This is a genomic window from Pantoea sp. ARC270 (genome assembly GCF_003236725.1).
In the GTDB taxonomy this organism is placed as follows: Bacteria; Pseudomonadota; Gammaproteobacteria; order Enterobacterales; family Enterobacteriaceae; genus Pantoea; species Pantoea anthophila.
In genome coordinates, this window is the sequence record NZ_PUGA01000001.1 from 96,564 (window position 1) to 122,716 (window position 26,153).

Genomic DNA, 26,153 nt, shown 5'->3' on the forward strand with positions numbered 1-26,153 from the left:
CCTCTGTAGATAAGGACAGCCCTGATGACGGTCTGCGCAGAAAAACACGTCAATGTCATACACAGCGATGCAGCGATTCTGTTGAACGATATCGAGCAACGGCTCGATCAGCTTTTACCGGTCGACAGTGAACGTGACCTGGTCGGCGCGGCAATGCGCGACGGCGCGCTGGCGCCGGGAAAACGGATTCGTCCGCTGCTGCTGCTGCTGACCGCGCGCGATTTGGGGTGCAATGCCAGCGCAGCCGGTCTGCTTGACCTCGCCTGCGCGGTTGAGATGGTGCACGCCGCTTCGCTGATCCTGGACGATATGCCCTGCATGGATGATGCACAGCTGCGGCGCGGACGCCCTACCATCCACTGTCAGTATGGTGAACATGTCGCCATCCTCGCTGCCGTGGCCCTGCTGAGTAAGGCTTTTGGGCTGGTCGCCGTGGCAGAGGGCTTAACCGCCAGCGCCAGAACGGACGCGGTTGCAGAGCTGTCTCAGGCGGTTGGGATGCAGGGGCTGGTACAGGGGCAGTTCAAGGATCTCTCGGAGGGAGACAAACCCCGCAGCGCCGACGCCATTCTGATGACCAATCACTTCAAAACCAGCACCCTGTTCTGCGCCTCTATGCAGATGGCCTCTATCGTCGCGGAAGCCCCCAAAGAAGCCCGCGAACAGCTGCACCGCTTTTCGCTGAATCTCGGTCAGGCGTTTCAGCTGCTGGACGATCTCACTGACGGAATGAGTGACACCGGTAAAGATGCCCATCAGGATGAGGGAAAATCGACGCTTGTGAATCTTCTCGGCGCAAAAGCGGTCGAATCGCAACTGCGCGACCATCTGCGCTGCGCCGGAGAACACCTGCTCTCCGCCTGCCGCGACGGTTACGCCACCCATCATTTTGTTCAGGCCTGGTTTGAGAAAAAACTCGCTGCCGTCAGTTAAGGATGCTGCATGAGCCACTTTGCGGTTATTGCACCGCCCTTCTATAGCCATGTGCAGGCGCTTCAGCATCTCAGCCAGGCCCTGATAGCACGCGGACACCGTATTACCTTTATTCAGCAGACGGACGTCAGCGCACTGATCAACGACCGCCGCATCGGCTTTTTTCCGCTGGGCTTAACCTCGCATCCTGCCGGGAGTCTGGCGCATACCCTGCAGCTGGCTGCACACCCCCTTGGCCCGTCGATGCTGAAACTGATCAGTGAGATGGCGCGCAGCAGCGATATGCTCTGTCGCGAACTGCCGGTGGTGCTGAATACGCTGGCAGTGGATGGCGTGATTGTCGATCAGATGGAGCCTGCCGGCGCGCTGGCCGCTGAAGCACTCGATCTGCCTTATGTTTCGGTGGCCTGTGCCCTGCCGCTTAACCGTGAAGCGGATTTCCCGCTGGCAGTGATGCCGTTTGATTATGGCACCAGCGACCAGGCGCGCGAACGTTATCGTGCCAGTGAAAAAATCTACGACTGGCTGATGCGCCGCCACGACAGGGTAATCGCCCGTAACGCCCATGCAATGGGGCTGTCACCGCGGGAAAAGCTGCACCACTGTTTTTCTCCGCTGGCACAGATCAGCCAGCTGATCCCGGCGCTGGATTTTCCCCGTCAGGCACTGCCCGACCATTTTCATGCTGTTGGCCCGCTGCGCGCCCCGGACGCGCCCCAGGCCGCACAGCCGCGCTATTTTCCGCATGGCAACAGGCCGCGCATTTTTGCTTCCCTCGGCACCCTGCAGGGACACCGTTACGGCCTGTTTAAAACGATCGTCCGCGCCTGTCAGGAGATCGACGCGCAGTTACTGCTGGCCCATTGTGGCCGCCTGTCGCCGTTTCAGGCGGAGAAACTGGCGCAGGCCAGCCATGTTCAGGTTGTCGATTTTGCTGACCAGGCCGCCGCGCTGGCCCAGGCCGACCTGGCCATTACCCACGGCGGCATGAACACGGTGCTGGATGCGATTAACCATCTGACGCCACTACTGACAATCCCGCTGGCCTTTGACCAGCCGGGCGTGGCCGCCAGGGTGGTCTGGCACGGTATCGGGCGCCGCGCCTCACGCTTTACCACCAGCCACGCCATGGCCCGCCAGCTTCAGACCTTACTGACGGATACGCACTATGCTGAGCAGATGAAGCCCCTGCGCGCCGCGCTTCGTCAGGCGGGTGGTGCCTCGCTGGCAGCGGATATCGTCGAGCAGGCGATGCTGACCCGCCAGCCCGTGCTGAACGGGAGTGCCTATGCCACGGTATGATCTGATCCTGGTGGGCGCGGGGCTGGCCAACGGGCTGATTGCGCTGCGCCTACGCCAGCAGCGCCCGTCGCTGCGCATACTGCTGATTGACGCGGAGAGTCAGCCTGGCGCCCATCACACCTGGTCCTTTCATGCAGACGACCTGACTGAAGCGCAGCACCGCTGGATCGCCCCGCTGGTGGTGCATCACTGGCCCGGTTATGAGGTGCGCTTTCCGCAACGTCAGCGCCATCTGAACAGTGGCTATTTTTGTGTCACCGCAGAGCGCTTCGCTCAGGTCATGCGCGATCACTTTGCCGCTGACCTGCTGCTGAATACGCGTGTCGCAACGCTCGATTCACACTCGGTTACGCTGGAGGATGGGCGGGTAGTGGAAGCGGATGCCGTGATTGATGGCCGGGGCTACCAGCCCGATGGCGCGCTGCGCATGGGCTTTCAGTCGTTTGTCGGACAGGAGTGGCAGCTGAGTGCTCCACACGGGCTGACCGCGCCGATCATTATGGATGCCACGGTTGACCAGCAGGCCGGCTATCGCTTTGTCTACAGCCTGCCCTTTTCGGCCGATACGCTGCTGATTGAAGACACCCATTATATTGACCGCGCCACGCTGGACGGTGAACGCGCCCGCCAGAATATTCGTGACTACGCGGCGCAGCAGGGCTGGCAGCTGGCCCGTTTGCTGCGCGAAGAACAGGGTGCCCTGCCCATCACGCTGACAGGCGACGTTGACGCATTCTGGCAGAAGCGTGACCTGCCGTGCAGCGGCTTACGCGCCGGGCTGTTTCATCCCACCACCGGCTACTCACTGCCGCTGGCAGTGGCGCTGGCTGATCGGCTGGCGGAGATGCCCGCAATGACATCGGCCTCACTCAACGCCACTATCAGACAGGTGGCCTCCCAGGCCTGGCAGCAGCAGCGCTTCTTTCGCATGCTGAACCGGATGCTGTTTCTGGCGGGGCCGGCCGGGCAGCGCTGGCAGGTGATGCAACGTTTTTATGGCCTTCCCGAAGGTTTGATCGCCCGTTTTTATGCGGGAAAACTTACTTTGCCTGATCGGCTGCGTATTTTAAGCGGCAAGCCCCCGGTCCCCGTACTGGCGGCGTTACAGGCTATCATGACTCCTCACCGTCAACAGGCGATGCAATGAACAGAACGACAGTAATTGGCGCAGGCTTTGGTGGTCTGGCGCTGGCGATTCGCCTTCAGGCGTCAGGCATTCCCACCCGACTGCTGGAGAAGCGCGATAAGCCAGGCGGCCGGGCGTATGTTTATCAGGATCAGGGCTACACCTTTGATGCCGGCCCGACGGTGATCACCGATCCCAGCGCGATTGAAGAGTTATTTACGCTGGCGGGCAAAAAGCTCGCTGACTATGTTGAGCTGCTGCCGGTCAGGCCCTTTTATCGTCTCTGCTGGGAGTCCGGCAGGGTCTTCAGTTATGACAACGATCAGCCCGAACTGGAAGCGCAGATCGCCGCCTTTAATCCGCGTGATGTCGAAGGCTATCGCCGTTTTCTGGCTTACTCCCGCGCTGTGTTCGCCGAAGGCTATCTGAAACTGGGCACCGTGCCGTTTCTCTCTTTCCGCGACATGCTGCGTGCCGCGCCACAGCTGGCAAAACTGCAGGCCTGGCGCAGTGTTTACAGCAAGGTGGCAAGCTACATTGAGGATGAACACCTGCGTCAGGCGTTCTCCTTTCACTCGCTGCTGGTGGGCGGCAATCCCTTTGCCACCTCCTCCATCTACACGCTGATTCATGCGCTGGAACGTGAATGGGGGGTCTGGTTCCCGCGCGGCGGCACGGGCGCGCTGGTGCAGGGCATGGTGAAACTGTTCGAGGATCTGGGCGGCGAAGTGGAACTGAATGCCAGCGTGGCCCGGCTGGAAACGCAGGAAAACCGGATTACGGCTGTCCATCTCGAAGATGGCCGGGTACTCCCGACCCGCGCCGTCGCCTCCAACGCAGACGTGGTTCACACCTACCATGATCTGCTGCGTCAGCATCCCCCTTCTGTGGCACAGGGAAAGACACTGCAGAACAAGCGCATGAGCAACTCCCTGTTTGTGCTCTATTTTGGCCTGAATCATCATCATGACCAGCTGGCTCACCACACCGTCTGCTTCGGCCCACGCTATCGTGAACTGATCGATGAGATCTTCAATCGTGATGGCCTGGCCGAGGACTTCTCGCTCTACCTGCATGCCCCCTGTGTCACCGATCCCTCCCTGGCTCCGGAAGGCTGCGGCAGCTACTACGTGCTGGCCCCGGTGCCGCATCTCGGCACGGCTGATATCGACTGGGCGGTTGAAGGTCCGCGCCTGCGCGACCGTATTTTTGACTATCTGGAACAGCACTATATGCCGGGCCTGCGCAGTCAGCTGGTGACGCACCGCATCTTTACGCCGTTCGATTTCCGCGATGAGCTGAACGCCTATCAGGGCTCCGCCTTCTCGGTTGAACCCATCCTGACCCAGAGCGCCTGGTTCCGGCCACATAACCGCGACAAACACCTCAGTAACCTCTATCTGGTCGGCGCAGGCACGCATCCGGGCGCAGGCATTCCCGGCGTGGTGGGCTCGGCGAAAGCCACGGCAGGATTGATGCTGGAGGATCTGGCTTGAACAGTCCGTCACTGCTCGATCATGCTGTAGAAACCATGGAAGTGGGTTCAAAAAGTTTTGCCACGGCATCGAAACTGTTCGATGCCAAAACCCGACGCAGTGTGCTGATGCTCTACGCCTGGTGCCGTCACTGTGATGATGTGATTGACGATCAGGTGCTGGGTTTCAGCAATGATACGCCGTCGCGACTCTCCGCCGAACAGCGTCTGGCGCAGCTGGAGACAAAAACCCGCCAGGCTTATGCCGGGTTGCAGATGCATGAGCCTGCCTTTGCGGCCTTTCAGGAGGTGGCGATGGCGCACGATATTCTGCCTGACTACGCCTTTGCTCATCTGGCCGGTTTTGCGATGGATGTGCGTGAGACGCGCTATCAGACCCTGGACGACACGCTGCGCTACTGTTATCACGTGGCGGGCGTGGTCGGTCTGATGATGGCGCAGATCATGGGGGTGCGCGACAGGGCCACGCTGGATCGCGCCTGCGATCTCGGTCTGGCGTTTCAGCTGACCAACATTGCCCGCGACATCGTCGAAGATGCGGCCGCAGACCGCTGTTATCTGCCTGAAGCGTGGCTGGCTGAAGAGGGGCTTACACGGGAAACTCTGGCCGCGCCACAGCATCGTCAGGCGCTGAGCCGCGTCGCCCGTCGCCTGGTTGAAACGGCGGAGCCCTACTATCACTCGGCCACGGCAGGTCTGCCAGGCCTGCCGCTGCGATCGGCATGGGCAATCGCAACCGCGAAGCAGGTCTATCGTAAAATCGGCATGAAGGTGATTCAGGCAGGGCCAGCGGCGTGGGATCAGCGCCTGTCCACCAGCACACCCGAGAAACTGGTCATGCTGATGGCGGCGTCAGGTCAGGCGGTTACTTCCCGGATGGCGCGTCCTGCTCCACGCCCCGCTCACCTCTGGCAGCGCCCCGTTTAACGCCGTGACGTTCACGCAGCGTCGCCTGCAGTTTTGACAGCGGTGGCGCATAGAGGAAGCCAAACGAGACACACCCCTCTTTTCCGCGCACCGCGTGATGCATCCGGTGCGCCATATAGAGCCGACGTAAGTAACCCCGACGCGGAACATAGCGGAAGGGCCAGCGCTGGTGAACCAGGCCGTCATGAACAATAAAGTAGAGCAGGCCATAGAGCGTCATCCCGGCACCGATCCACTGCAACGGCCAGACGCCCGTGCTGCCCAGCCAGATCAGTAAAATCGACAGGCCCGCGAACACCACCGCATAAAGATCGTTAACCTCGAACCAGCCCTTGTGCGGCTCATGATGCGACAGATGCCAGCCCCAGCCCCAGCCATGCATAATATATTTGTGCGCCAGCGCAGCCGTTATCTCCATGCCGATCACGGTGACCAGAACAATCAGGGCATTCCAAATCCACAACATAGCTTCTCCCGAACATGCATCCTGCAAAGTGGCGCAGAGGTTCAATTTTAACAGAGATTGGCCAAAACAGCCGGGCGGGTTTGGCGGGTTTTAACAATTACTGCAGATGATAAAGCGGATAACCCAGGTAGCCGGACCCGGAAGAGAAACCGGTCGCCATAACCGGGGAATCCGCGTCAGCGGCAACGGCTCAGTTATACACCAGATTAAAGGTGACGGTCCCGTCCGCTTTACCCGCCATCACCTGGCTGTCGGTCTGAATATATTGGGCATTAAACGACATCGACTTCGCCTGATTGGGTGAGGAGACGGTAGTCAGCACCGGCAGCTGATCGGTCGGCACATTCAGCGGCACGCGCTGGCCTTCTGCGACCTGCAGACCGGGCCCATAGGTCAGGGCAATGCCCACCCCTGACGCGGCGTTACTCTGTGGTGTCAGGCTGATGGCATCCTTGTCGCCAGCGGTCGCCATGCCAAAAAAGCCCACTTTGACTGCGGCGCTGTGTTCGCAAATCACCTGAATCCGGAAATTTTTTTCGCTTCCCGCCCGGCTGCCGATGCCGGTGAACTCCGCCTTACTCACTTTTCCCATCTCCACGTTAATCGCAGACTGGGATGTGACAACGGCACAGCTGCCATATTGCACCGTGAAGCTGGAGAGAAAGAGCTGCGGCCTGTCGTTGATCGGCTGGCTGCTGGCCGCACTGTTCCCCACCTTTAAGCTGGCATTACCGATGTTTACCTCACCGACATTCGCGGGTTGGTTGCCTGGATTCAGCGGTGAACGCTGCCCCGGAATTTTGTAAAACACCACATAGGACTGCAGTTTAATGTCGTGTGCCGCGTTGAACTGTGGACTGACCTGCGAGTTACAGATCGAACTGGTTTTGCCTTTGCCGGTGGTATCGAAAAAGCCGCTGTTGCAATATGAAGGCTCTTTAAATCCAATCGCGAATCCGATGCTCTCAACACCCGGTACGCGATAGATTGGCGTCGTGTGCCCTCCTGCAATTGAGGTCTGTAATCCCGACTCTTCAGCATTAATCTGAAACCCCATATCTTTCCAGGCATAGCCCTGCTCACCGCTGTTTTTATTGCAGGTAAACGCATTGGTACTTTGCACGGGCATCTGCGCAGAGATGGGGGTGCCGTCAGCGGCGCCCGGCACATAATTGACGTTATGCACCTGCACGACCACCTGACTCACCCCCTGACACGACTCCTGGGCCAGAGAGGGCCAGCAGACCAGTGCCGGGATGAGCAGCACGATCCCTTTAATGACACGCTGAACTGATTTCATCTGAAACTCCTGTGAATTACTGGCAAACCGCAGAGACCAGTCTGACCGGATTCGAACCGCTGGCGTCAGACAGACGGAACGGCGCGCGACAACTTTTCTGTTTCCCTTCCTCCTGCCACTTCACTTCAACCGTCCCCTGAGCGGGCACACCGCTCAGATAGAGTTCGCCCTTTTCTGCGACAATGCCGCTTGTGCTGCTCTGATTCCCCCCGGCATGGATGGCAATCTGCCCTGTGGCACCAAAAGGCGGGAAGGTATGCTGCCAGGTAAGCGTGAACAGCACCCGGTTCCCCACATGGGTCGCGTAGTCAGCCAGCACAATCGCCCCGCGGGTCGGGATAGCCGTTTGCCCATCCAGTTCCACATCTACATTGTCGGGCAGCGTTTCAGTTTCCAGCTCGATGGCATTTTCATGATACGGCGAGAGTGAAGGCACAACTGCATAGCCGCGGCCGTCCGTGAACACATTGCTGCCGCTCTGGATGCCCACATTGGCGGTATCCGGAACCCGGACAATCGCGAAGGTATCCCCCAGCGGCTGGCTTAGCGTCACGCCGTGCGCATGGGCCACGATCCCGCCCGAGAGGCCATAGCTGTATTGCGTACTGTGACGATCATGACCAACCCCGGCACTGACGCTGCCCTGACTGCCGCGATAGTCCAGCGAGCCGCTACTGTTCACGTTCTGCCCCTGACTGTCGTGGCCCTGCTGCAGGGAGTAGTGCAGGTTATTGTTCTGCAATGCACTGCCTGACAGGCCGACCTGCTGCGAGACATCCCCGCGATTGCTGGCATTCATGCTGTAACTGACCGAACTGTCCGGCAGTAAGGCACTCAGTGGAACCGAAATATTGAAGGAGATAGCGCGGTCAGCTTTCCGGGCATGGGTCGAGTCGGTGTAAAACCAGGCCACGCCCCAGGAGATGGCTTTATAATTGCTGTAGAAACCCAGATGCAGGGTGCGATCGTTTCTGTTTGATCGCCAGTAGCGCTGCATATAGGCAGACGCACTGAGACTGCCAGCGTCACCGATACCCTGGGAGACGGCAATTTCTGAACGACTGCGCTTGTTATCGACATAGCTCGCCGGAGAAGTGAGCGCATTAGCTTCGCTGAAAGCATAGAATCCGCTGGAGGAGTAGCGATAGCTGGCCATGCTGAAAGTGGTATTTGTGGAGGCGAAATCTTTCTGATACTGCGCGCGCACTGACTGACCACTTCGGCTCAGCCCCTGCGGCAACCGGGTGCTGGCAACGGTCACATCCATTCCCAGCGAACCGAAATCACCCAGACTCTTGCCCAGACCCGCCGCCACAGCATGATAGTTTTGCGCGAACTGTACGCCACCAAAGGCAGTAAAGTCATGCGGCAGCCCGTAAAACAGCGTGGACTGGACAAATTCAGGTGAGCGCAGATTGTGACTGCCTGAATAGTGATAACGACCACCGCTGACGCTATATTTCAGATGTCCCTGACGCAGCATATAAGGCACCGCAGAGTAAGGCTGGGTGAAGGTGCGCACCGAACCATCGCTTTCATGGATAGTGATATCAAGATCGCCGCTCTGAGCGGTGGGATAGAGATCTTTGATCTCGAAAGCACCCGGTGCGACCACGGTTTCATAAATCACATAACCATGCTGACTCACCGTCACCCGTGCATTACTGTGGGCAATGCCATGGATCACCGGGGCAAAGCCGCGCTGACTTTCGGGAAGCATGGTGTCATCAGACATCATCTGCACCCCCCGAAACTGCACGCTGTCAAATACGTCACCTGAGGTGTAGGTATCACCGACCCGGAACTGGCTTTTCAGCGTCTTAAGATCCCGCTCCAGCCAGGTCGTCTGAGACTGCCAGTGACTGACCAGATCGTAGCGCCAGCTGGACGTGTTACGCAGACGCCATGCGCCAAGATTAGCCCCGCTGCGCAGGCTCAGCAGCGTCGAGTTCCAGTGGTCATTCTGATTGCGGCCGCTGCTGCCAGAGAGGTTATAGTCCACGAAAGCCGCTGATACGCCCTCATCCCAGCTGGCGGGATCGACATAGTCACGATCTTTCATCTTCAGGGCAATCTGCGGAATGGAAAGGTTTAACTGCTGGTGCGCAAAATCGAAGTCACTTGAGGCATCGGGAATATAATCGCCCAGCTCAGCAATCGCCTCATCTTTCTTCAGGTGGCTGAATGCAGAGAAACCCTCAACGTTTACCCCCATCGCGGAGAGATCGGCTACCGTCAGCTGGGGAATCAGCCCGTTTTTACCCTCAACAAAAGAGACATCACGGCTATCGATCACTCTGTTGTTGAGCAACAGCGAGACATGATAGGTGCCGGGCTGCTGGCCGCCCTCACGGGCGAAATAGTGCAGATCGGCGGCCGTGTGTTGATCGGATGAAAACTCCAGTGCCGCCGGATTAAAGTAGTCGTCGGCGCGGGCAGCCCGCAACGGGCAGAACACCATCAGTATCACTCCCGGCACACCCGCCAGCCATGAAGAGGCATGCCACGTCTTTGCATGTTTTCTCTTCTTTAACTGCGCGTGCTGTGTCACTTTCACGGTTAAGGCCCCGGCATCAGATCAGTAAAACAACAACAAAACCCATCAGCGTGTACGTTCTTCAGTAACGCCGCCATAGTCATTGATGGCAGACCAGCTCACCGGGCCGGCATGGCTGACCGTCCAGTGACGATCTTCACCCGGACCAATCATGCCGGGATCGTTGATCGCCTGATGATTCACGCTCAGCATGTAAAAGGAGACGAAATAGGGCGTCGGGTTATGCGCAACCAGCTGGTTGCCCTGCTGGCGAAAAGTGATTTCCTGCCAGGCGTCAGCCGGATTTCCCGCCAGCCCTTTTGGCCGGAAAAAGAGTTTAAATTTCGATTTAATATTGACCTGCAGCTGATTGCTTTTATCGCGCGGTGTAGGTGAGATCGATTTGACATTCAGCCAGAAAACAGACTCCCGATCTTTCGGCAGTGGCATGCCCAGATAATTAATCCTGAGCAGGTTCTCTTTATTGGCATCCAGCCGAAACAGCGGGGGCGTCACAATAAAAGGGACGCGGGTGTGATTATTTTTATCGGCATTCTCGATCCAGGATTCGATCAGATAGGGTGTCGTCTTATCCTGATTTGTTACCGACAGCGTGGCTTCCTTTTTTCCTTCAGCAAAAATAACCCGGGTCCCTCCCATCACCACACCTGCATGCGCCGCGAGATGAAGCAGACACGCCGAAATGAGCGAAATAATTCTTATTACCTTAATCATAGAGCGTTACGCCATTGAATTACGGAGGGAAAGCAGGGTTGCCCCTGCTATGAATCAGTTATAAACCATCACAAAATTTGATACGGCATTGGCCGCACCCACATTAATAGCGGCACCGTCACTTTTGTAATCAGCATAGAATTTTAAATCGGCGTGCCCACCCGTGCTGGCTGCCACTACATCAACGTTTTTGGAGACGGCGCCGATAGCCACCTGAGTCTGACGGTCAGCTTCATAAAGTTTCACGCCGACACCGGACGCCCCGCCGCTGGCGACTTTAAGCAGGGTACTGTCGCCACTGTCTTTATCGCCATCGAAAAGCACCGCCACTTTTTTGACGGATGTCGGGCAGTCGGTGACTGAAATAGTGAACGGCGTTTCAGTGGTTTCCGTACGGCTTTCGAAATAGGATTTGGCCCATTTACCTAAATCAATACTCTGCTTACTACTGGCGGTTGTCACGTTGCAGGAAACATCGGTAATTTCACCGGTAAATTTAACTTCACCACCGGCTCCCTGCGTTCCCGCTGCCGTTCCCGGATTCGTATTAACAGGGGATGGGCCGTCAGTCGGGGTGGCGAATGCTGATCCGGAAATCATAAGGCCCGCCAGCGCCACTGGCAGAATACGTTTTCTGATATTCATCAACTGTTTCTCTTTTCAGAACATGCAAAGTGGCCGCAACCAACCACCTGATGGATAAATATGCATCGATAATAATGCGCCAACATAATAACGCGCTGTTTATTATGTTGCGGGTATATTAATTAAACAAAGGTAGACGAAACTTAAACGAGCAGATTTAACCGGGGCTGAGATTTAATATTGAGGAGGTTAATTGAGCAGGATCAATTCCAGCAATCCCGACTTAAATAGTCGGAAAATAAAAGACAGGATGTGATGAATAATATGATCACTTTAATTACCCATTATATTTTCAAAAAATATTTATGAATTCCAGAATGGGGATCTTTAAGCAGTCCATCGTTAAATCAGGTATGCGGTATGACCCGCAGCGATCTCTCTCCGGTTCAGGCGTCGCCCTTTCTGTAATGTTCACGGCTGAAGCGCACCAGTCCGCTTCACTCAGGGCAGATCGTTATCCAGCGGCGCACGAAAAGCATGGCGGGCAGCCAGCATTAACTGGCTGGCAGTCACGGTGGCAGGCAAACGCCTCAGTATTTTGCAGGCCTGCCAGTAGCAGAGCACCATCACCTCATCCTCCTCTTTTTCCGCCCGTTCAAGCAGACGGGCGCGCAGTGACAGGACATCCAGGCTCTGCTGCTCATCCAGCATGTCCGCGATTGTCTGGTTAATAATGCGATAGAGTGTTTTCCAGGTGAGATCGGTATACAAATTTAGCCTCTTCTAACACGTATCCGCTTCCCGTATATCCCCGACAGGGAAGTCACAGAAAGGATCTTCTCATTCAGGCGAATGAACGCTGCTGATTAACTATAGCGACTCGCCAGCGGCCGTCCAGAACCCGCGGCGAAGATTGCCAGAACGGATAATTCTAACGATTCAGAGGCCTGCCTGTCGCCTGTTACCTGCGGCTCCGCTTCTGATTGCCGATTTTTGTAACAATTGAGCCCCATTCTTAACTGGCTGCTGTGCCGCAGATTTGCCAGAGTAAAACGACTTCCCGTTACGTTTAAACTTAAGGAGTGGTTAATGAATCAGCACGCTGATGTTCTGGTCTGGGGTCAGGGTCCTGCGATCTTCGAAGTCTTTCTGGAACCTACCTGTCCGTTTTCCGTTCGCGCTTTCAATAAATTCGACGCCTTACTGGCGCACGCAGGCGAAGAGAACATCACTCTGAAGATCCGTCTGCAATCCCAGCCGTGGCACCTCTATTCGGGTCTCATTGTGCGCTATATCCTCGCCGCGGCCTGCGAAAGTAAAACGGCCGCCAGACAGGTGATGCAGGCCGTTGCCGATCACCGCGAAGAGTTTGAATTTACCGACCACTGCACCGGTCCGAACCGCGATGCCACCCCGAATCAGATTCTGGAACGCCTGAAAACCTACAGTGGCGTCGACGCCATGGCGGCATTTGATCGGCCCGATTTGCAGAATGCCATCAAGTGGCATTGCAAATACGCCCGCCAGAATGGCATTCACGTCTCTCCTACCTTTATGGTCAACGGCCTGGTGCAGCCTGAGATTAGCAGCGGTGATGACATTGAGCAGTGGGCAAGCTTCCTGAAACGCTAGTTCGTCTCTCCTGAGTCACTGCTTTGCCTGACAGCGACGCTTGTGCACGACATCGGCGGGCCAAACGGCTTATCCCGGAGATTCGCCTGTTTTCCTGCCGGAATGCCGGGTAAGCTGTTCGGCGACAAGCAGCCTGCTCCTCAGATAGCGCTGTTGCAGAGAGAACGGCTGCACACCTTTTCGGTGCCTCTGCAATGATGCAGGCAGGCACGCACCCACTTTCATAAGGATTTGCTGATGACGATGACGCTGGAACAACTGCAGGAAAAATATCCGGATGCGATGGTCGATGCATTTGGTGATTCACCCGAGCTGGCGAACGCGTTAAGTACGCTGATTATTGCGGGTAAAAAAGTGGCCACCTGTGGATCGGCAGCCAGCTGGCAGGATCAGGAAAAACTGCCCCAGCCGGGCGGTTACAGCATTGTTCTCAACGGTGAACAGCAGCCCGTCTGCGTGATCCGCACCACCGGGCTGTTCCTGACGCGCTTTGACCGGGTGACGCCGGAGATGGCGATGCTTGAAGGTGAAGGCGATCTCAGCCTCGACTACTGGCGTCAGGAACATCAGCGATACTTTCAGCGGGAAGGCTCTTTTCACCCTGAGATGGAGCTGATTTTCGAAACGTTCCAGCTGGTCGAGGTGATCTGAACCGGCAGTTACAGCGCCTTTGCCGCCATCAGCGCCAGACGCGTGACCCCGCGTGCGGCAAGATTTTCAGCCGCACGCGCGGCCCGCATTCCGCTGGCGCACACCAGTACCACGCGTCGATCGGCAGGCGGCTGCCAGCCGGCGATCTGCTCTGGCAGCATGCGCAACGCCCCTTCCGCCACGCTGACCGGAGCCTCTTCGGCGCTGCGCAACTCCACAATGCAGTCCTCACCGGTGAGCATGGCCAGGTCGATGAACGGCGTGCCCGGCGCCTCCGGTTCCGGGGCATCGTCAAAGCGGAACTGTCGCATATGCCACGAGGCCAGGTCGCAGTGGATCATACAACCCAGCGGTGAAGGCGTCAGTTTCAGCAATACCGTGAGCACCATCTGTGCCTGCATGGCCCCCAGCGTGGCCACCGCAGGCCCCATAACGCCCGCGGTGTTACAGTCAGCCGATGCAGTGGGCAAGTGCGGAAACAGCGCGCGATAGCCGGGCGCACCGCCGCAGAATCCGCCGACATAACCTTTGCGCCCCAGCACTGAGGCGCAGATCAGCGGCAGGCCGCGCGCATAACAGGCGTCCGAAAGCTGATAGGTAATGGCAAAGTTATCCGCCGCATCCACCACCACATCAATCTCCGCCAGCGCCTGCGGCAGCAGACTGGCGCTCAGTGACTGCGGATGCGCGTCGACTTCACACTCAGGGTTTCGCTGCGCCAGTGCCCGCTGTGCGCAGAGGGCTTTTGGCTGCCCGACATCGTCCACGCCAAACAGCGTCTGCCGGTGAAGATTGTGCAGTTCAACCCGATCGCCGTCGTAAAGACGAATGAACCCTACCCCGGCACCTGCCAGCAGGGGCAGCAGCGTGGCACTGAGACCGCCCGCGCCCACAACCAGCACCCGCGCCCTGCTCAGTCGCTGCTGCCCCGCCTCACCAATTTCCGGCAACATCGTCTGTCGCTGATAACGATCCATTGTCGCTCCTTAACTGAACTGTGCCAGACCAAACAGGGGCGTGGAGGCCGACGCCATATCGCGCTGCTCCATCAGCCCGGCCTGAAACGCCTCATGTCCCCCATGGATCGCTGCGGCAAAGGCACCGGCCATCCGGACCGGATCGCGAGCTTTTGCTACGGCCGTGTTGAGCAACACGCCATCAAAGCCCATCTCCATCGCCTGAGCCGCCTGGCCCGGTGCGCCGATCCCCGCGTCAATAATCAGCGGAATATCCTTAAACCAGGCACGCATGGCACGCAGCCCCTCGATATTGCGCAGTCCCTGGCCGGAGCCAATCGGCGCCCCCCAGGGCATCAGCACTTCACAGCCGGCTTCCAGCAGTTTTTCACCGACAATGAGATCTTCCGTGGTGTAGGGAAACACCTGAAATCCGTCAGCGCAGAGAATGCGGGCGGCTTCCACCAGGGCAAAGGGGTCGGGTTGCAGCGTATCGGCATGACCTATCACCTCCAGCTTGATCCAGGGGGTATCAAACAGTTCACGCGCCATCTGCGCCGTGGTCACCGCCTCCTTAACCGAATGGCAGCCGGCCGTATTCGGCAGAATGCGTTTGTTGAGCTGTTGCAGCAGCGTGCGAAAGGCCGCGCCTTCCCGCCCTTCCCGTCGCAGGCTGACGGTAATGATCTCCGCGCCTGACGCGTCGATCGCCTGATGCAGAATCTCCGGCGAGGGGTAACCGGCGGTGCCGAGCAGAAAACGGGATGTCGGTGCAAACTGATAAAACATGATTAACCTCCCTGCATCGGGGACAGAATTTCCAGCTGATTCCCGGCCTCAAGTCGCTGGCTGGCGTAACGGGTGCGCGGCACAAACTCACCGTTCAGGGCGGTGGCGACGGTGCGCGGATCGATCTGCTGCTCCTGCATCAGCTCCGCCAGGGTCGTTGCGCCGGTTTCAATCGCGCGTCCGTTGAGTTCAATTCGCATGGGGTGTCTCCTGAGTCAGTCGCCGCATAAGGTTTTCAGCCATTATCGGGGCCAGTAAAAAGCCGTGTCGGTAGAGGCCGTTGAGCGAGAAGCGGCCATTTTCGTAGCGCACCTCCGGCAGATTCTGCCGGTAAGCAGGACGCAACCCGGTACCGCTCTCGACGATCCGCGCTTCAGCCAGCGCCGGATGCAGGCTGTAAGCGGCGCTCAGCAGCTCCATCATCGCTTTCGCGCTAATCGGGCTGCTGTCATGGCTTTCGACCATGGTGGCACCCAGCATGAAGTGCCCATTGGCACGAGGCACCAGATAGCAGGGAAAGCGCGGATGGAGCAGCCGGACGGGACGGGAGAGGCAAATATCGGGGGTATGGAGGATCACCATTTCGCCGCGCACGGCACGCAACGCGGGCTGCTGATCGGCGGCGTGGATGCCGCGACAGTCGATAATCTTTCCGCCGGGCTGACCGCTGTGAAACGGCACGCCCGCCTCTTTGAGCCTATCCTGCAGCTGCTGCAGCGCCCGACGCGGGTCGAGATGCGCTTCCCGGGCGAAGAAAAGGCCGCGAGCGAAGCGGTTTTCCAGCGCCGGTTCAACGTCGCCGGGGGCCACCCACTGATGCTGCTGCGTCATGCTGGCAAAGCGCGTCAGCTCACGGCTGTCACGCGGCGGTGCAACCACCAGCGTACCCTGCTGCACCACGCCCTCGACACGCTTTGCCCACCAGCCCGCGGCATGCTGGCCCCATTCGATCACCTCTGGCGGTGCACTTTCTGCCTCGCACCAGGGCGCGAGCATGCCGCCCGCCCAGTGCGAGGCTGCCCGGCAGTCAGGCTGAGTAATAATTTCGACAGCTTCTCCCCGTTCCGCCAGCAGGGTGGCGACACAGAGTCCGGCGACGCCGCTGCCCAGCACCGACCAGCGGCCCTGGCTGCCCGCCACAGAAGAAGAGAGATTCAGGATTGAGTGGGTCACATTCGCCTCGTTATCCGTTAACGAAGACCCGTGATACAGAGGGAATAGGCAGAAGCGACGCGAATGCGCTCCTGCGGCAAGTATCTGATGCGATACCCGTCTTCCTACGCCAGTATCAACTGGGTCAGGTTCTAAGGGTCGCTGAGCCGCGCGGGTGCGCTATCAGCCTCTCAGTCTCTCCGGCGAGACTCCCCTGACGGGTTTAGTTGTAAGTGAAGCGAACAGCTTCGTCAAGCAGTGTGCAGGGGCGCGACGCAGAAAGAGAGAGACAAGGAAAGATGTCGCTACCGGATCAGAGGCGCGCGGCGACGTCTATAGCAGCGCCTGCAGGGAGTGCGTCACTGCGTCGGTGACTTCCCGAATACGCGGTTCGGCGCGGCGATAGTAGGTCCATTTACCCACTTTGCTGGTTTCCACCAGTCCGGCACTCTGCAGAGCTTTCAGGCATAACGAGGTGGCGGGCTGCGATAAGCCCGCCTTGTCCTGGATGAGACTGGCACAGACGCCATACTGGTCGAAGGGATAGAGCTGGGCATAGCCCGCAAACGCTTCGTCAGGGTTTTTGAGCCACATCAGCACGGCCATTCTGGTGGGATTGGCCAGTAACTTCAGGGCCTCTTCGGGTGACATGCCGCCTCACAAAACATCAGGATGGATAAACAGGGTAGTCAGTATACCCTTTCTCCGTTCCGCCATACAGGGAGGTGTGATCCACAGGATTCAGCGGATTGCCTGCTTTAATCCGCGCGGGCAGATCGGGGTTGGCGATAAAGGTTCGGCCAAAACCAAACAGGTCACCCCAGCCTTTATCCAGCATCCGCTGGGCTTTTTCGGCGGTGTAACGGCCTGAGTAGATAATGGGCGAGCGGAAGGTTTCCCGCAGCGCAATACGGAAGCTCTCCGGCAGGTCAGGACTATTATCCCAGTCCGCCTCGGCGATAGAGAGATAACCAATTTCCAGCTCATTGAGCAGCTGCGCGGCGCGGATATAAGTCGCATGCGGATCACTTTCGACCAGGCCCAGATAGACACGATCTTCGTCCGTGCTGCTGAAAAGCGGGGCAAACCGGACGCCGACACGATGACTGCCAAAGACCGAACTTACCGCTTCAACCACTTCACGCAGAAAACGCAGACGATTCTCAGGCGAGCCACCATATTCATCCGTGCGGAAGTTGGTGTGCTCAGAAATAAACTGATTAATCAGATAGCCGTTGGCGGAGTGAAGCTCAACACCATCGAACCCGGCCGCTTTGGCATTTTCCGCCGCCCGCCGGTAAAGCGCCACAATCTCTTTTACTTCCGCGTTCGTCAGCGCCCGCGGCTCGCTGGGCGCGGTTAACATTCCGGTACCCGGTCCGGTTTCAATAAAGACCCGGACGTTATCGGCGGCTATCGCTGACGGCGCAACCGGGGCCTCTTTTCCTGGCTGAAGCTCATTATGGGACACCCGCCCCACGTGCCAGAGCTGGCAGAAAAGAGTGGCACCTTCCTGATGCACTGCTTCGGTGACTTTTTTCCACCCCGCAATCTGCGCGTCACTGTGTATCCCCGGCGTCCATGCATAGCCCTGCCCGCGAGGCTCAATCTGGGTGCCTTCAGTGATCATCAGTCCGGCACTGGCGCGCTGGCGATAATATTCCACCATCATCGGACCGGGAACATTGCCCGGCTGCTCACTGCGGCAGCGGGTCAGCGGCGGCAGAACGATGCGGTTACGGAGCTGAAGGTCGCCCAGGCTCAGGGGGGTAAAAAGTGATGGCATGACAAAAAAATCCTCTGGTGTTTGAAGAAACGACATTATATTTACACATTTAAATTTGTAAATGTGTTTGCGGACTTTTTATTTGTCCTGTGCCTGATTTCATCAGGTTATGAGAGACTTATCGCCAGGCGATGAACCTGTGGGGTAAGATTTCTGTTCCGGATGCAGACGCACCCCCCCTCAGCGGCATTTACCGGATTTTAACAGGGAGCTATATGTGAACAGGCTAATCTCGTCAGACGCGCTGGGACCACGCATCTGTATTCTCGGGCCTTCTAACAGCGGAAAATCTACGCTGGCTGAGGCCCTGTCACGCAAAACAGGTCTGCCTGTGGTGCACCTGGATCAGTTACATCATATTCCAGGCAGTCAGTGGGTGCCCAGGGAGCCGGACCTGTTCCTTCGTTTACACGCCGAAGCAGTCAGTCAGGAGAGATGGATCATGGAAGGCAACTACACCAAGTGTATTGAAGCACGGCTCGCCCGGGCCACCGGACTGATTCTTCTGGATGTCAGCGTGCCCTTAGCGCTGCTGCGCTATGTCCGGCGATGCTACTCCTCCACGCCGCGGCTCGGGGGACTCAGGACTCACAGAGAGCCGGTAAGCCTGGCGATGATAAACTACATTGCCCGCATCGCCCCTCAGAACCGGAAGCGGCACAGGCAGCTCTATGACTCGCTCACGCTGCCAAAACTGCTGCTCAGTTCTCCTCGCGCCATGAATATCTGCGCGGAAGAGTGGGGACTTCAGCTAAAACACCCTGGAGCATAACCAGCCGACGGCCAGGAATGCAGACAGAAACCCTCAGAGAAACTATGGCGATTCATCAGCAAGTTTCAGATGGGTCAGCAGCGCCGTCAGCGACGGCACCGGTCCGGCATGGGTGGTTGCTGAGCGGGTCGTGTCCCAGGGCATCGCATCATCGGTGCAGAAGTCGCCGACACACTGCATATCCACCGCCCCATTGAGTAAACCCACCGGAACCCACACATAAGGCCTGTCCCGCAGCGGGTTGGGCACGGTGGAGCCACAGCGGGTGCAGAAATCGTTGCGATAACCGCTGGCTTTTTGCCATGACGCCAGGTGATCTTCTCCGCCAGTCCAGCGGAACTCCCCCGCTTTCACCAGCGTCGCCAGGTTATAACCGGTTCCGCTCTGCTTTCTGCACAGCGAACAGTGACAACGGTAGTAAAGCGTGGGTGGCGCTGCCAGCTCAAAAACCACCGTTTCACACAAGCACGAGCCTTTCATTTCACCGCCTTGTTGATGTAATGAGAGAGGCCACCGCTGCGGATGCCCCCCTGATCGCAGTGACACCCTGGCGAAACCGTTGTTTGCATCAGCACAGGGGGTGCCATTTTCATGCAGAAGTCGCGAACGGCCATCCCCGACTTAGTGGCGACTGAACACCAGTTTCAGCCCCGCCAGCGCAAAGCAGCAGGCTAACAGCGCCTCCAGTCCACGACGGATGCGGCGATAGAACGCGCTCATCACCGCCGTCGAGAAGAGCAGCGCATATCCGCCGAACACCAGCAGACAGATCGTTGCACAGCCAGCGACGATCAGCGGTACCGTGGAGGCAGCCATATCGGGCTTCAGGGCAAAAGACATGATCGCCACCCAGGTGAGAATCGCCTTGGGATTGCCGACATGCATGAGTATTCCCTGGCGAAACAGTCTGCCCCAGGCGACCCGCTCAGTGCTGGCATCAATGTCTGTCGCTTCCGTGCGGCGCAGGGCCGATTTACCCGCTTTAAATGCCAGCCAGAGCAGATATAACCCGCCGCCAACCTTCAATACAATCAGCAACTTTGCGAAGGTGGCCAGCACCGTCAGCACGCCACAGGCGGCCAGTAGCGCCCAGATCATCGAGCCGCTCACCACACCTGCTGCCAGCGCCAGGGCGGCTCCCCTGCCCTTTTTCATCGCCGTTCCCATTATCGCCATATTGCTGGGACCCGGGCTGGCCGTGGCGACAAAGTAGGTGGTGAAAATCAGGAGTAATTCATGCGAAAGCGCCATAACTGCCTCTGAGATTGATTGTTATCAATCTGTTATATCGGTTGTGGCGAACATTTACCAGTGATGCTGTCGTCCGCCTGATGGGCGGAATCTCATTCAGCGGCGATAAAGATCAGGTCGGATGAGAGTCCGGATGAAATCCGGCAGGTTGAGCGGTTTATATGCGCATTTGTCATCGCGCACGGGCGCAGTGCTGAAGAGGTTTAGCGGGAAATGAGACGGGCAAAAGCAGAATTAAGAGTCAGTCCGGCCGATCGCATTGTGAAAATGAAATCATTCGCCGGACTGAACGGGCTCAGGAAGCGCTTATTTGCCCAGAATTTCTCTGCGGACAATCTCTGCGCCTGCGCTCAACGCGTTGAGCTTGCCATTGGCAACATGACGCGGCAGCGGGATCATGCCGCAGTTGGTCGAAGGGTAGAGATTTTCGGCATCCACAAACTGCAACGCCTTGCGCAGCGTACTGGCGACCTCTTCCGGCGTCTCAATATTATGGGTTGCCACATCAATGGCGCCGACCATCACTTTTTTGCCGCGAATCAGCTCGATCAAATCCATCGGCACCCGCGAGTTCTGGCACTCCAGCGAGACGATATCGATCGATGAGCGCTGCAGTTTCGGGAAGACCTCTTCATACTGGCGCCACTCGGTTCCCAGCGTTTTCTTCCAGTCGGTGTTCGCTTTGATGCCATAGCCATAGCAGATATGCACGGCGGTTTCACACTTCAGCCCTTCGACAGCGCGCTCTAGTGCCGCAATGCCCCAGTCGTTGACTTCGTCGAAAAAGACGTTAAAAGCCGGCTCATCAAACTGAATAATATCCACGCCTGCGGCTTCCAGCTCTTTTGCCTCCTGGTTGAGGATTTTTGCAAATTCCCACGCCAGTTTTTCGCGACTTTTGTAGTGGTTGTCGTAGAGGGTATCGATCATGGTCATCGGCCCCGGCAGCGCCCATTTAATCGGACGATCGGTCAGCTTACGTAGAACCTTTGCATCTTCGACAAAGACCGGCTTCTGGCGGGAGACTTCACCCACCACGGTCGGGACGCTGGCATCATAACGATTGCGGATACGCACCACTTCGCGCTTTTCAAAATCCACGCCGCTGAGGTGTTCGATAAAGGTCGTGACGAAGTGCTGACGGGTTTGCTCACCATCACTGACGATATCGATCCCCGCCCGCACCTGATCGTCCAGGCAGAGACGCAGCGCATCTAATTTACCCGCCACTAACTCATCATCCTGCAGTTTCCAGGGTGACCAGAGCACCTCTGGCTGTGCAATCCAGGAGGGTTTTGGCAGGCTGCCAGCGGTGGATGTCGGTAATAAGGTTTTCATAGCAGGTGACCTTTTAATTTTAATTAAAGAACGGATTCAGCGGACCATTGCGCCAGCAGGGTCTGGTTAGGCTTAATGAAATGGGCCTCAGTAAATTTCCCCTGCTCAACAGCCAGCCGGCTGCGCTCTTCACGATCGTAAACAATCCGGGTTAAAGAATAATCCTGATGCTGCAGCGTCGGCTGATAGCAGTGACCGGCAGCGGAATTCGCGTTATAGATTTCAGGGCGATAGATCTTCTGGAACGTTTCCATGGTGCTGATAGTGCCGATCAGCTCAAGGTCGGTGTAATCGCTGAGCAGATCCCCGTGGAAATAGAATGCCAGCGGCGCAACGCTGCCCTGCGGCATAAAGAAACGCACTTTCAGGCCCATTTTCCCGAAGTAGAAGTCGGTCAGTGAGGGCGCATCCTGCTGATATTCAATGCCCAGAATGGGATGCTGATTGCCGGTGCGCACATAGGTGTTTTTGCTGGACACGCTCAGGCAGATAACCGGTGATTTGCTAAAATTCTCTTTATAGACCGCTGAGTTAACAAAGCTTTTAAAAATGTTGCCGTGCAGCTGGCCAAAATCCGATGGGGTGCTGAATTCAGTCTGCCCTTTATTGAAATCTGCCAGCACCACGCTGAAATCATAATCACGCACGTAGGATGAGAAATTATTTCCCACAATGCCCTCGCTGCGCTCACCGGTGTGATGATCCACGATATAGGTTTTTAAAATTTCGATAGCCGGAAACGCTTCGCCGTCAGCGCCACCCTGCAGATTCAGCTCCGCAGAAATGATCTCCAGTTCAACGGAATAGCGGTCAGCCTTTGGATTGTCCCAGTGCGCCAGCGAGTTAAAACGATTATCGATCATCACCAGGGCGTTGCGCAGATTTTCCTGACGCTTTTCGCCACGCGCTAAATTCGCAAAGTTCGTCGTCGCGCGCGTATTTTTTGAAGGGTTATAGTTTTCGTCGAAACGAATACGCTTGATGGTAAAGGCAAAATCGTTGTTCATCGCTATCGGGTATCCTGGTCGCTGATATGAATTGTTGCTGAGAGGGTTATGCAGCTTTGCTATCCCTTAACAAGCATTCATATTTCTCAAAGTTATTAACAATTCTTACTTTATGCCTCAACGGGCGGGTGAAAAAAAGTGATTAAATTTCAACGAACATGAAGGAAATTCATGTAGAGACGGGAAAGCGGGGGATTTTTCACGATCGGGCGGGACATTCATTTACCCGCCCCCGTGCGCGGGCCTGTCACCTTCGCACAGAACCCGGCGTCGCGGCAAATCTGCACGGGTGCCGGGCTTATCTCACCAGCGGTAACGTTACCGCTGGTGCGCTGCGCTAGATCTTATAAAAATCATCGCAGAATGCTTTTCGCGCACCCGATTTCAGGGAAAGCCTGTGCGCCGCCTCTTTCATCAGTTTACCCAGACCACCGTCGCGCTTCGCCTCTGTCAGGCGTGAGGCGGGTCCGGTCAGGGCCAGGGCCGCGAGCATATTGTCGCCCTCACCAAACACCGGAAGTGATAATGAGGCGATATGCGGATCGCGGATACCAGAGGTAAACAACGGAAGTTCCGGCTGAGTCTCAAACAGCGGTTCTCTACGTCCCCAGCAGCGAAGCACCTTTCCGATGGCTGAATTGTCCAGCGGCAGAAACGTTCCGGGCAGACGCGTTTCCCGCAAGCCTTCTGACGGTTCCGCGCGGAACAGACAGAGTCGCTGATCCTTCTCGATAACATACCAGGTGGCGCTTTCACCCGTGGCCGTCGCCAGGGCATGAAGCTCAGGCTGGACGATAGTGGCAAGATGAAAGGATTGTTCATAGAGTTTGCCCAGATAGAGCAGTCTCGGTCCCAGGGTATAAACCCCGTTGTCGCGCCGGATAACGTAATTCATGCGTTCCAGTGAGTTCATCAGGCGATAAACCGTCGTTTTGTGATACCCGGAAAGCTGGGCCAGCGCGGTCAGCGTGAGTGACTCTTCGCCAGGCCTGAAACAATCCAGTAGCGCCAGCGCTTTTTCTACGGCAATTACGCCTTCATTCCCCATTAGCAGGTTCTCCTGTTTGCGACGGCAGGCAGTTTACCCTGTAATTTGTGATTCACATCGTATTTACATCACAAATGAATGCTTAACACTGGTGTGATCCAAATTAACATAGATATAGTAGTTTTATATTGTACAACAAAGTTGTACCTGGTAAAACGAAAGAGGATGATCTATGCCACATGCAGATAATACCTTCATCAATCGCGACATTACCCGTATCGCGCCAGAGCTCGTAAAACAGGCTGCTCAGTTTCAGGCCGCGATACTGGCAGATGTTGCCGGGCGACGCGGAACGCTGCACGGACGCGTAAAACCGCTTTCCCACACCATGAAAGTTGCCGGTCCCGCTATCACCGTTGAAGTCAGACCGGGTGACAATCTCGCTATCCACGCCGCACTGGCTATTGCCCAGCCGGGCGATGTGATTGTGGTTGATGGCAAAGGCGACATCAGCTGCGCATTAATCGGCGAAATTATGTCTACTCAGGCGCAGGCCTCTGGCATTGCCGGGATTATTATCGATGGCGCGGTTCGTGATGCCGATGCACTGAGCACCAATGGCTTCCCGGTATTTGCCGCGGGCCTGAACCCCTGCGGCCCGACCAAATCGGTGGCGGGACGGGTTAACTTCCCTGTTTCAGTAGCAGGCGCAGCGATTCAGCCGGGCGATCTGGTGATTGGCGATATCGATGGCGTGGTTGTGCTGCCTCGTGAAGCCGTTCCGGCCCTGATCGAACTGGCGCAGGAAAAACTGGATTTCGAAACCAGCCGCATCGCCGCCATTCGCGATGGCGATCTCCGCGCGCCCTGGTTAGAGAAAGCGCTGCTTACGGCTGGCATGCTGGTTGACGGGGAGGTGCTGTAATGACGACCTCTTCTCCTGTCATTCTGGTCACCGCCAGCGATCTGGCGCCGCAGGCAGTCAGCCTGCTCGACGATTTCACGATTGTGTATGCAGGCAAACAGCCGGGCGAAGAGACTCTGGTTCAGCTCTGCCAGCAGCACAACCCGGTGGGGATCATCGTCCGCTACGGCAAGATTAACGCCCGCATCATGGACGCCGCGCCCGCTCTGCGCGTTATCTCCAAACACGGCAGTGGCATCGATGTCATCGATCAGAAAGCTGCCGCTGAGCGTCATATCAGTGTTCAGTCGGCCCCGGGTGCCAACGCGGCTGCCGTGTCAGAGCACGCATGGGCGCTGATCCTGGCCTGCGCTAAATCGGTGATCCCGCTGGATCAACGCATGCGTCAGGGACACTGGGATAAATCGACCCACAAATCCGTCGAGCTGGAGGGCAGAACCCTCGGGCTGGTGGGTCTGGGGGCGATAGGGGGTCGCGTGGCCCGTATCGGCCGCGCTTTTGGCATGAACGTTCTGGCCTATGATCCCTATGCGCGCACTTTCCCGGATGAGTGTGTCTCCTCTTCGCTGGACGATCTGCTGCGTCAGTCAGATGTGATTTCATTGCACTGCCCGCTGACGGAACAGACCCAAAAGATGATCAACGCAGAGTCGCTGGCGTTGTGTAAAAAAGGCGCCATTCTGGTGAATACGGCTCGCGGGGGTCTGATCGATGATGAAGCCCTGATCGCGGCACTGAATGACGGCACGATCGCCTCAGCGGCGCTGGACAGCTTTGCCACAGAACCGCTGACCGCCCCGCATATCTGGCAGAATGTCGACAACGTGATTCTGTCGCCACACATTGGTGGCGTCAGTGATAACTCCTACGTGAAGATGGGCACCGTGGCAGCCACAAACGTGCTGAACGTGCTGGCAGAACCGGTGAAAGACGAAAGTCCGGTTTCCTGATCGGCTTTTCCTGACCGGCTAAACAGGCGCCTGGGCCGTTTAGCCGGTTTTTTTATGCGTTCTCTCTTTTGCCTGGCTGTCGGACTATGCCCTTGCCGCTTTACCGCCCTGGCCTCTGAAACTTTCCCTCTGCCCTCCCTGTGGCCTGCCACGCCCTGACAGACGCGCTCAGTATTCAGATGCCACATCGCGCCACTCCAGCTTTAAACACCCGCAGATAGCGTCACCTGACCCTGCAGGGCCAGACTCATTGTCAGCACCTCCCTTCTGGCTGAACAAGCGATCCTTACACCACTCTTCCTCCCGCCGAGGGTGAGCCCCTGCATACGGCCCGCTTTCGTCAGATGGCATTCAGAGGGGATGACAGCCCGCCACAGGCTTACAGGAGCGCCAGGCGTGGCTTAGTGAGAAGATGGGCGAGTTAACATGGCTGTTGAGTGAGCGAGAGGGGTGTTGCACATAAAGAGATCGATCAGGAAAAAGAGGCGGTAGGAGGATGAGTGAAGGGAGAAGCCCGGAGACGCGGCGAGCAGCGTCACCGGGCTGACAAC

The 26,153-nt window shown here is 57.2% G+C and carries 27 protein-coding genes and 1 riboswitch; of the genes, 10 read left to right on the forward strand and 17 right to left on the reverse strand.

All coding sequences use genetic code 11. The features are described 5' to 3' along the window. Positions 1-24: 24 nt before the first annotated feature. Genes CKF42_RS00440 through crtB form a run of 5 tightly spaced genes read left to right on the forward strand, consistent with a single transcriptional unit; the run spans position 25 to position 5,783 of the window. On the forward strand, positions 25-933 hold the full coding sequence (locus CKF42_RS00440; protein WP_009093081.1) for a polyprenyl synthetase family protein: 909 nt from the start codon (positions 25-27) through the stop codon (positions 931-933). A 9-nt stretch (positions 934-942) separates the two neighbouring features. Beyond that, positions 943-2,235: a glycosyltransferase gene (locus CKF42_RS00445; RefSeq protein ID WP_111207167.1), complete on the forward strand. Its 1,293-nt coding sequence runs from the start codon at positions 943-945 to the stop codon at positions 2,233-2,235. Then, positions 2,222-3,382, forward strand: a complete 1,161-nt coding sequence (gene crtY, locus CKF42_RS00450; RefSeq protein ID WP_111207168.1) for a lycopene beta-cyclase CrtY — start codon at positions 2,222-2,224, stop codon at positions 3,380-3,382. The genes CKF42_RS00445 and crtY overlap by 14 nt, the downstream gene beginning before the upstream one ends. Continuing rightward, positions 3,379-4,857: a phytoene desaturase gene (locus tag CKF42_RS00455; protein ID WP_046102889.1), complete on the forward strand. Its 1,479-nt coding sequence runs from the start codon at positions 3,379-3,381 to the stop codon at positions 4,855-4,857. Before crtY ends, CKF42_RS00455 begins: the two co-directional genes overlap by 4 nt. Continuing rightward, on the forward strand, positions 4,854-5,783 hold the full coding sequence (gene crtB / locus CKF42_RS00460; RefSeq protein WP_046102888.1) for a 15-cis-phytoene synthase CrtB: 930 nt from the start codon (positions 4,854-4,856) through the stop codon (positions 5,781-5,783). Before CKF42_RS00455 ends, crtB begins: the two co-directional genes overlap by 4 nt. On the opposite strand, the gene CKF42_RS00465 is transcribed toward crtB, so the two are convergent. From CKF42_RS00465 to CKF42_RS00490, 6 genes are all read right to left on the reverse strand, one after another. Continuing rightward, on the reverse strand, positions 5,722-6,249 hold the full coding sequence (locus CKF42_RS00465; protein WP_009093087.1) for a sterol desaturase family protein: 528 nt from the start codon (positions 6,247-6,249) through the stop codon (positions 5,722-5,724). The two genes, crtB and CKF42_RS00465, sit on opposite strands and share 62 nt — an antisense overlap. Positions 6,250-6,439: 190 nt before the next feature. Continuing rightward, positions 6,440-7,549, reverse strand: coding sequence for a fimbrial protein (locus tag CKF42_RS00470; RefSeq protein WP_111207169.1), 1,110 nt, complete (start codon positions 7,547-7,549; stop codon positions 6,440-6,442). 16 nt (positions 7,550-7,565) lie between these two features. Next, positions 7,566-10,106 carry a fimbria/pilus outer membrane usher protein gene (locus CKF42_RS00475; RefSeq protein ID WP_233501006.1) on the reverse strand — a complete coding sequence of 847 codons (2,541 nt, stop codon included), beginning with the start codon at positions 10,104-10,106 and terminating at the stop codon, positions 7,566-7,568. A gap of 45 nt (positions 10,107-10,151) precedes the next feature. After that, complete coding sequence (locus tag CKF42_RS00480) at positions 10,152-10,820, reverse strand: molecular chaperone (RefSeq protein ID WP_111207171.1); 669 nt, start codon at positions 10,818-10,820, stop codon at positions 10,152-10,154. A gap of 54 nt (positions 10,821-10,874) precedes the next feature. Continuing rightward, on the reverse strand, positions 10,875-11,465 hold the full coding sequence (locus tag CKF42_RS00485) for a fimbrial protein (protein ID WP_111207172.1): 591 nt from the start codon (positions 11,463-11,465) through the stop codon (positions 10,875-10,877). A gap of 441 nt (positions 11,466-11,906) precedes the next feature. Further along, a complete protein-coding gene (locus tag CKF42_RS00490) occupies positions 11,907-12,176 on the reverse strand; it encodes a hypothetical protein (protein WP_111207173.1) in 270 nt (89 codons plus the stop codon). A 318-nt stretch (positions 12,177-12,494) separates the two neighbouring features. Between CKF42_RS00490 and CKF42_RS00495 the strand changes: the two genes are divergently transcribed. Beyond that, positions 12,495-13,037: a thioredoxin domain-containing protein gene (locus tag CKF42_RS00495; protein WP_111207174.1), complete on the forward strand. Its 543-nt coding sequence runs from the start codon at positions 12,495-12,497 to the stop codon at positions 13,035-13,037. Between the two features lie 237 nt (positions 13,038-13,274). Beyond that, positions 13,275-13,688, forward strand: coding sequence for an ASCH domain-containing protein (locus CKF42_RS00500; RefSeq protein WP_111207175.1), 414 nt, complete (start codon positions 13,275-13,277; stop codon positions 13,686-13,688). Between the two features lie 8 nt (positions 13,689-13,696). Here CKF42_RS00500 and CKF42_RS00505 read toward each other — a convergent pair whose 3' ends face one another. The 6 genes from CKF42_RS00505 to CKF42_RS00530 form a co-directional block, all read right to left on the reverse strand. Beyond that, positions 13,697-14,665, reverse strand: coding sequence for a HesA/MoeB/ThiF family protein (locus tag CKF42_RS00505; protein WP_111207176.1), 969 nt, complete (start codon positions 14,663-14,665; stop codon positions 13,697-13,699). 9 nt (positions 14,666-14,674) lie between these two features. Continuing rightward, the gene (locus CKF42_RS00510; protein ID WP_009093096.1) at positions 14,675-15,433 is read right to left on the reverse strand and encodes a thiazole synthase; all 759 of its coding nucleotides are present in this window, start codon (positions 15,431-15,433) and stop codon (positions 14,675-14,677) included. A gap of 2 nt (positions 15,434-15,435) precedes the next feature. Continuing rightward, the gene (thiS, locus tag CKF42_RS00515; protein WP_009093097.1) at positions 15,436-15,633 is read right to left on the reverse strand and encodes a sulfur carrier protein ThiS; all 198 of its coding nucleotides are present in this window, start codon (positions 15,631-15,633) and stop codon (positions 15,436-15,438) included. Beyond that, the gene (locus tag CKF42_RS00520; protein ID WP_199559847.1) at positions 15,623-16,606 is read right to left on the reverse strand and encodes an FAD-dependent oxidoreductase; all 984 of its coding nucleotides are present in this window, start codon (positions 16,604-16,606) and stop codon (positions 15,623-15,625) included. The genes thiS and CKF42_RS00520 overlap by 11 nt, the downstream gene beginning before the upstream one ends. A gap of 84 nt (positions 16,607-16,690) precedes the next feature. After that, positions 16,691-16,811, reverse strand: a riboswitch (TPP riboswitch). 107 nt (positions 16,812-16,918) lie between these two features. Then, positions 16,919-17,236 carry a helix-turn-helix transcriptional regulator gene (locus CKF42_RS00525; protein WP_009093099.1) on the reverse strand — a complete coding sequence of 106 codons (318 nt, stop codon included), beginning with the start codon at positions 17,234-17,236 and terminating at the stop codon, positions 16,919-16,921. A gap of 16 nt (positions 17,237-17,252) precedes the next feature. Beyond that, positions 17,253-18,371 (reverse strand): alkene reductase, encoded by a 1,119-nt coding sequence (locus CKF42_RS00530; RefSeq protein WP_111207177.1) that lies wholly within the window; start codon positions 18,369-18,371, stop codon positions 17,253-17,255. A gap of 442 nt (positions 18,372-18,813) precedes the next feature. Here CKF42_RS00530 and CKF42_RS21470 point away from each other — a divergent pair, with 442 nt between their 5' ends. Then, on the forward strand, positions 18,814-19,143 hold the full coding sequence (locus CKF42_RS21470) for a DNA topology modulation protein FlaR (protein WP_369974589.1): 330 nt from the start codon (positions 18,814-18,816) through the stop codon (positions 19,141-19,143). 42 nt (positions 19,144-19,185) lie between these two features. Here CKF42_RS21470 and CKF42_RS00540 read toward each other — a convergent pair whose 3' ends face one another. The 5 genes from CKF42_RS00540 to CKF42_RS00560 form a co-directional block, all read right to left on the reverse strand. Then, positions 19,186-19,623 carry a GFA family protein gene (locus tag CKF42_RS00540; protein ID WP_111207179.1) on the reverse strand — a complete coding sequence of 146 codons (438 nt, stop codon included), beginning with the start codon at positions 19,621-19,623 and terminating at the stop codon, positions 19,186-19,188. Between the two features lie 141 nt (positions 19,624-19,764). Then, on the reverse strand, positions 19,765-20,394 hold the full coding sequence (locus CKF42_RS00545; protein ID WP_111207180.1) for a LysE family translocator: 630 nt from the start codon (positions 20,392-20,394) through the stop codon (positions 19,765-19,767). Between the two features lie 306 nt (positions 20,395-20,700). Then, positions 20,701-21,732 carry a methionine synthase gene (locus CKF42_RS00550; RefSeq protein ID WP_009093105.1) on the reverse strand — a complete coding sequence of 344 codons (1,032 nt, stop codon included), beginning with the start codon at positions 21,730-21,732 and terminating at the stop codon, positions 20,701-20,703. Positions 21,733-21,755: 23 nt separating this feature from the next. After that, complete coding sequence (locus tag CKF42_RS00555) at positions 21,756-22,739, reverse strand: DUF1852 domain-containing protein (protein WP_111207181.1); 984 nt, start codon at positions 22,737-22,739, stop codon at positions 21,756-21,758. 337 nt (positions 22,740-23,076) lie between these two features. After that, positions 23,077-23,787, reverse strand: a complete 711-nt coding sequence (locus CKF42_RS00560) for an IclR family transcriptional regulator (protein ID WP_009093107.1) — start codon at positions 23,785-23,787, stop codon at positions 23,077-23,079. 172 nt (positions 23,788-23,959) lie between these two features. Here CKF42_RS00560 and CKF42_RS00565 point away from each other — a divergent pair, with 172 nt between their 5' ends. Together CKF42_RS00565 and CKF42_RS00570 are read left to right on the forward strand one after the other, a co-directional pair. Then, positions 23,960-24,652 (forward strand): RraA family protein, encoded by a 693-nt coding sequence (locus tag CKF42_RS00565; RefSeq protein WP_111207182.1) that lies wholly within the window; start codon positions 23,960-23,962, stop codon positions 24,650-24,652. Further along, a complete protein-coding gene (locus tag CKF42_RS00570; protein WP_046102874.1) occupies positions 24,652-25,602 on the forward strand; it encodes a hydroxyacid dehydrogenase in 951 nt (316 codons plus the stop codon). Before CKF42_RS00565 ends, CKF42_RS00570 begins: the two co-directional genes overlap by 1 nt. Positions 25,603-26,153 lie beyond the last annotated feature (551 nt).

Bases quoted from the DNA above. Each gene is read 5' to 3' on its own strand.
- CKF42_RS21470 (WP_369974589.1), top strand. From the start codon at position 18,814: ATGGAAGGCAACTACACCAAGTGTATTGAAGCACGGCTCGCCCGGGCC.
- CKF42_RS00555 (WP_111207181.1), bottom strand. From the start codon at position 22,739: ATGAACAACGATTTTGCCTTTACCATCAAGCGTATTCGTTTCGACGAA.
- CKF42_RS00545 (WP_111207180.1), bottom strand. From the start codon at position 20,394: ATGGCGCTTTCGCATGAATTACTCCTGATTTTCACCACCTACTTTGTC.
- CKF42_RS00510 (WP_009093096.1), bottom strand. From the start codon at position 15,433: ATGTTTTATCAGTTTGCACCGACATCCCGTTTTCTGCTCGGCACCGCC.
- CKF42_RS00525 (WP_009093099.1), bottom strand. From the start codon at position 17,236: ATGTCACCCGAAGAGGCCCTGAAGTTACTGGCCAATCCCACCAGAATG.
- thiS (WP_009093097.1), bottom strand. From the start codon at position 15,633: ATGCGAATTGAACTCAACGGACGCGCGATTGAAACCGGCGCAACGACC.
- CKF42_RS00550 (WP_009093105.1), bottom strand. From the start codon at position 21,732: ATGAAAACCTTATTACCGACATCCACCGCTGGCAGCCTGCCAAAACCC.
- CKF42_RS00470 (WP_111207169.1), bottom strand. From the start codon at position 7,549: ATGAAATCAGTTCAGCGTGTCATTAAAGGGATCGTGCTGCTCATCCCG.
- CKF42_RS00480 (WP_111207171.1), bottom strand. From the start codon at position 10,820: ATGATTAAGGTAATAAGAATTATTTCGCTCATTTCGGCGTGTCTGCTT.
- CKF42_RS00500 (WP_111207175.1), top strand. From the start codon at position 13,275: ATGACGATGACGCTGGAACAACTGCAGGAAAAATATCCGGATGCGATG.
- CKF42_RS00440 (WP_009093081.1), top strand. From the start codon at position 25: ATGACGGTCTGCGCAGAAAAACACGTCAATGTCATACACAGCGATGCA.
- CKF42_RS00565 (WP_111207182.1), top strand. From the start codon at position 23,960: ATGCCACATGCAGATAATACCTTCATCAATCGCGACATTACCCGTATC.
- CKF42_RS00540 (WP_111207179.1), bottom strand. From the start codon at position 19,623: ATGAAAGGCTCGTGCTTGTGTGAAACGGTGGTTTTTGAGCTGGCAGCG.
- CKF42_RS00445 (WP_111207167.1), top strand. From the start codon at position 943: ATGAGCCACTTTGCGGTTATTGCACCGCCCTTCTATAGCCATGTGCAG.
- CKF42_RS00570 (WP_046102874.1), top strand. From the start codon at position 24,652: ATGACGACCTCTTCTCCTGTCATTCTGGTCACCGCCAGCGATCTGGCG.
- crtY (WP_111207168.1), top strand. From the start codon at position 2,222: ATGCCACGGTATGATCTGATCCTGGTGGGCGCGGGGCTGGCCAACGGG.
- CKF42_RS00560 (WP_009093107.1), bottom strand. From the start codon at position 23,787: ATGGGGAATGAAGGCGTAATTGCCGTAGAAAAAGCGCTGGCGCTACTG.
- CKF42_RS00465 (WP_009093087.1), bottom strand. From the start codon at position 6,249: ATGTTGTGGATTTGGAATGCCCTGATTGTTCTGGTCACCGTGATCGGC.
- CKF42_RS00505 (WP_111207176.1), bottom strand. From the start codon at position 14,665: ATGGATCGTTATCAGCGACAGACGATGTTGCCGGAAATTGGTGAGGCG.
- CKF42_RS00530 (WP_111207177.1), bottom strand. From the start codon at position 18,371: ATGCCATCACTTTTTACCCCCCTGAGCCTGGGCGACCTTCAGCTCCGT.
- CKF42_RS00485 (WP_111207172.1), bottom strand. From the start codon at position 11,465: ATGAATATCAGAAAACGTATTCTGCCAGTGGCGCTGGCGGGCCTTATG.
- CKF42_RS00455 (WP_046102889.1), top strand. From the start codon at position 3,379: ATGAACAGAACGACAGTAATTGGCGCAGGCTTTGGTGGTCTGGCGCTG.
- CKF42_RS00495 (WP_111207174.1), top strand. From the start codon at position 12,495: ATGAATCAGCACGCTGATGTTCTGGTCTGGGGTCAGGGTCCTGCGATC.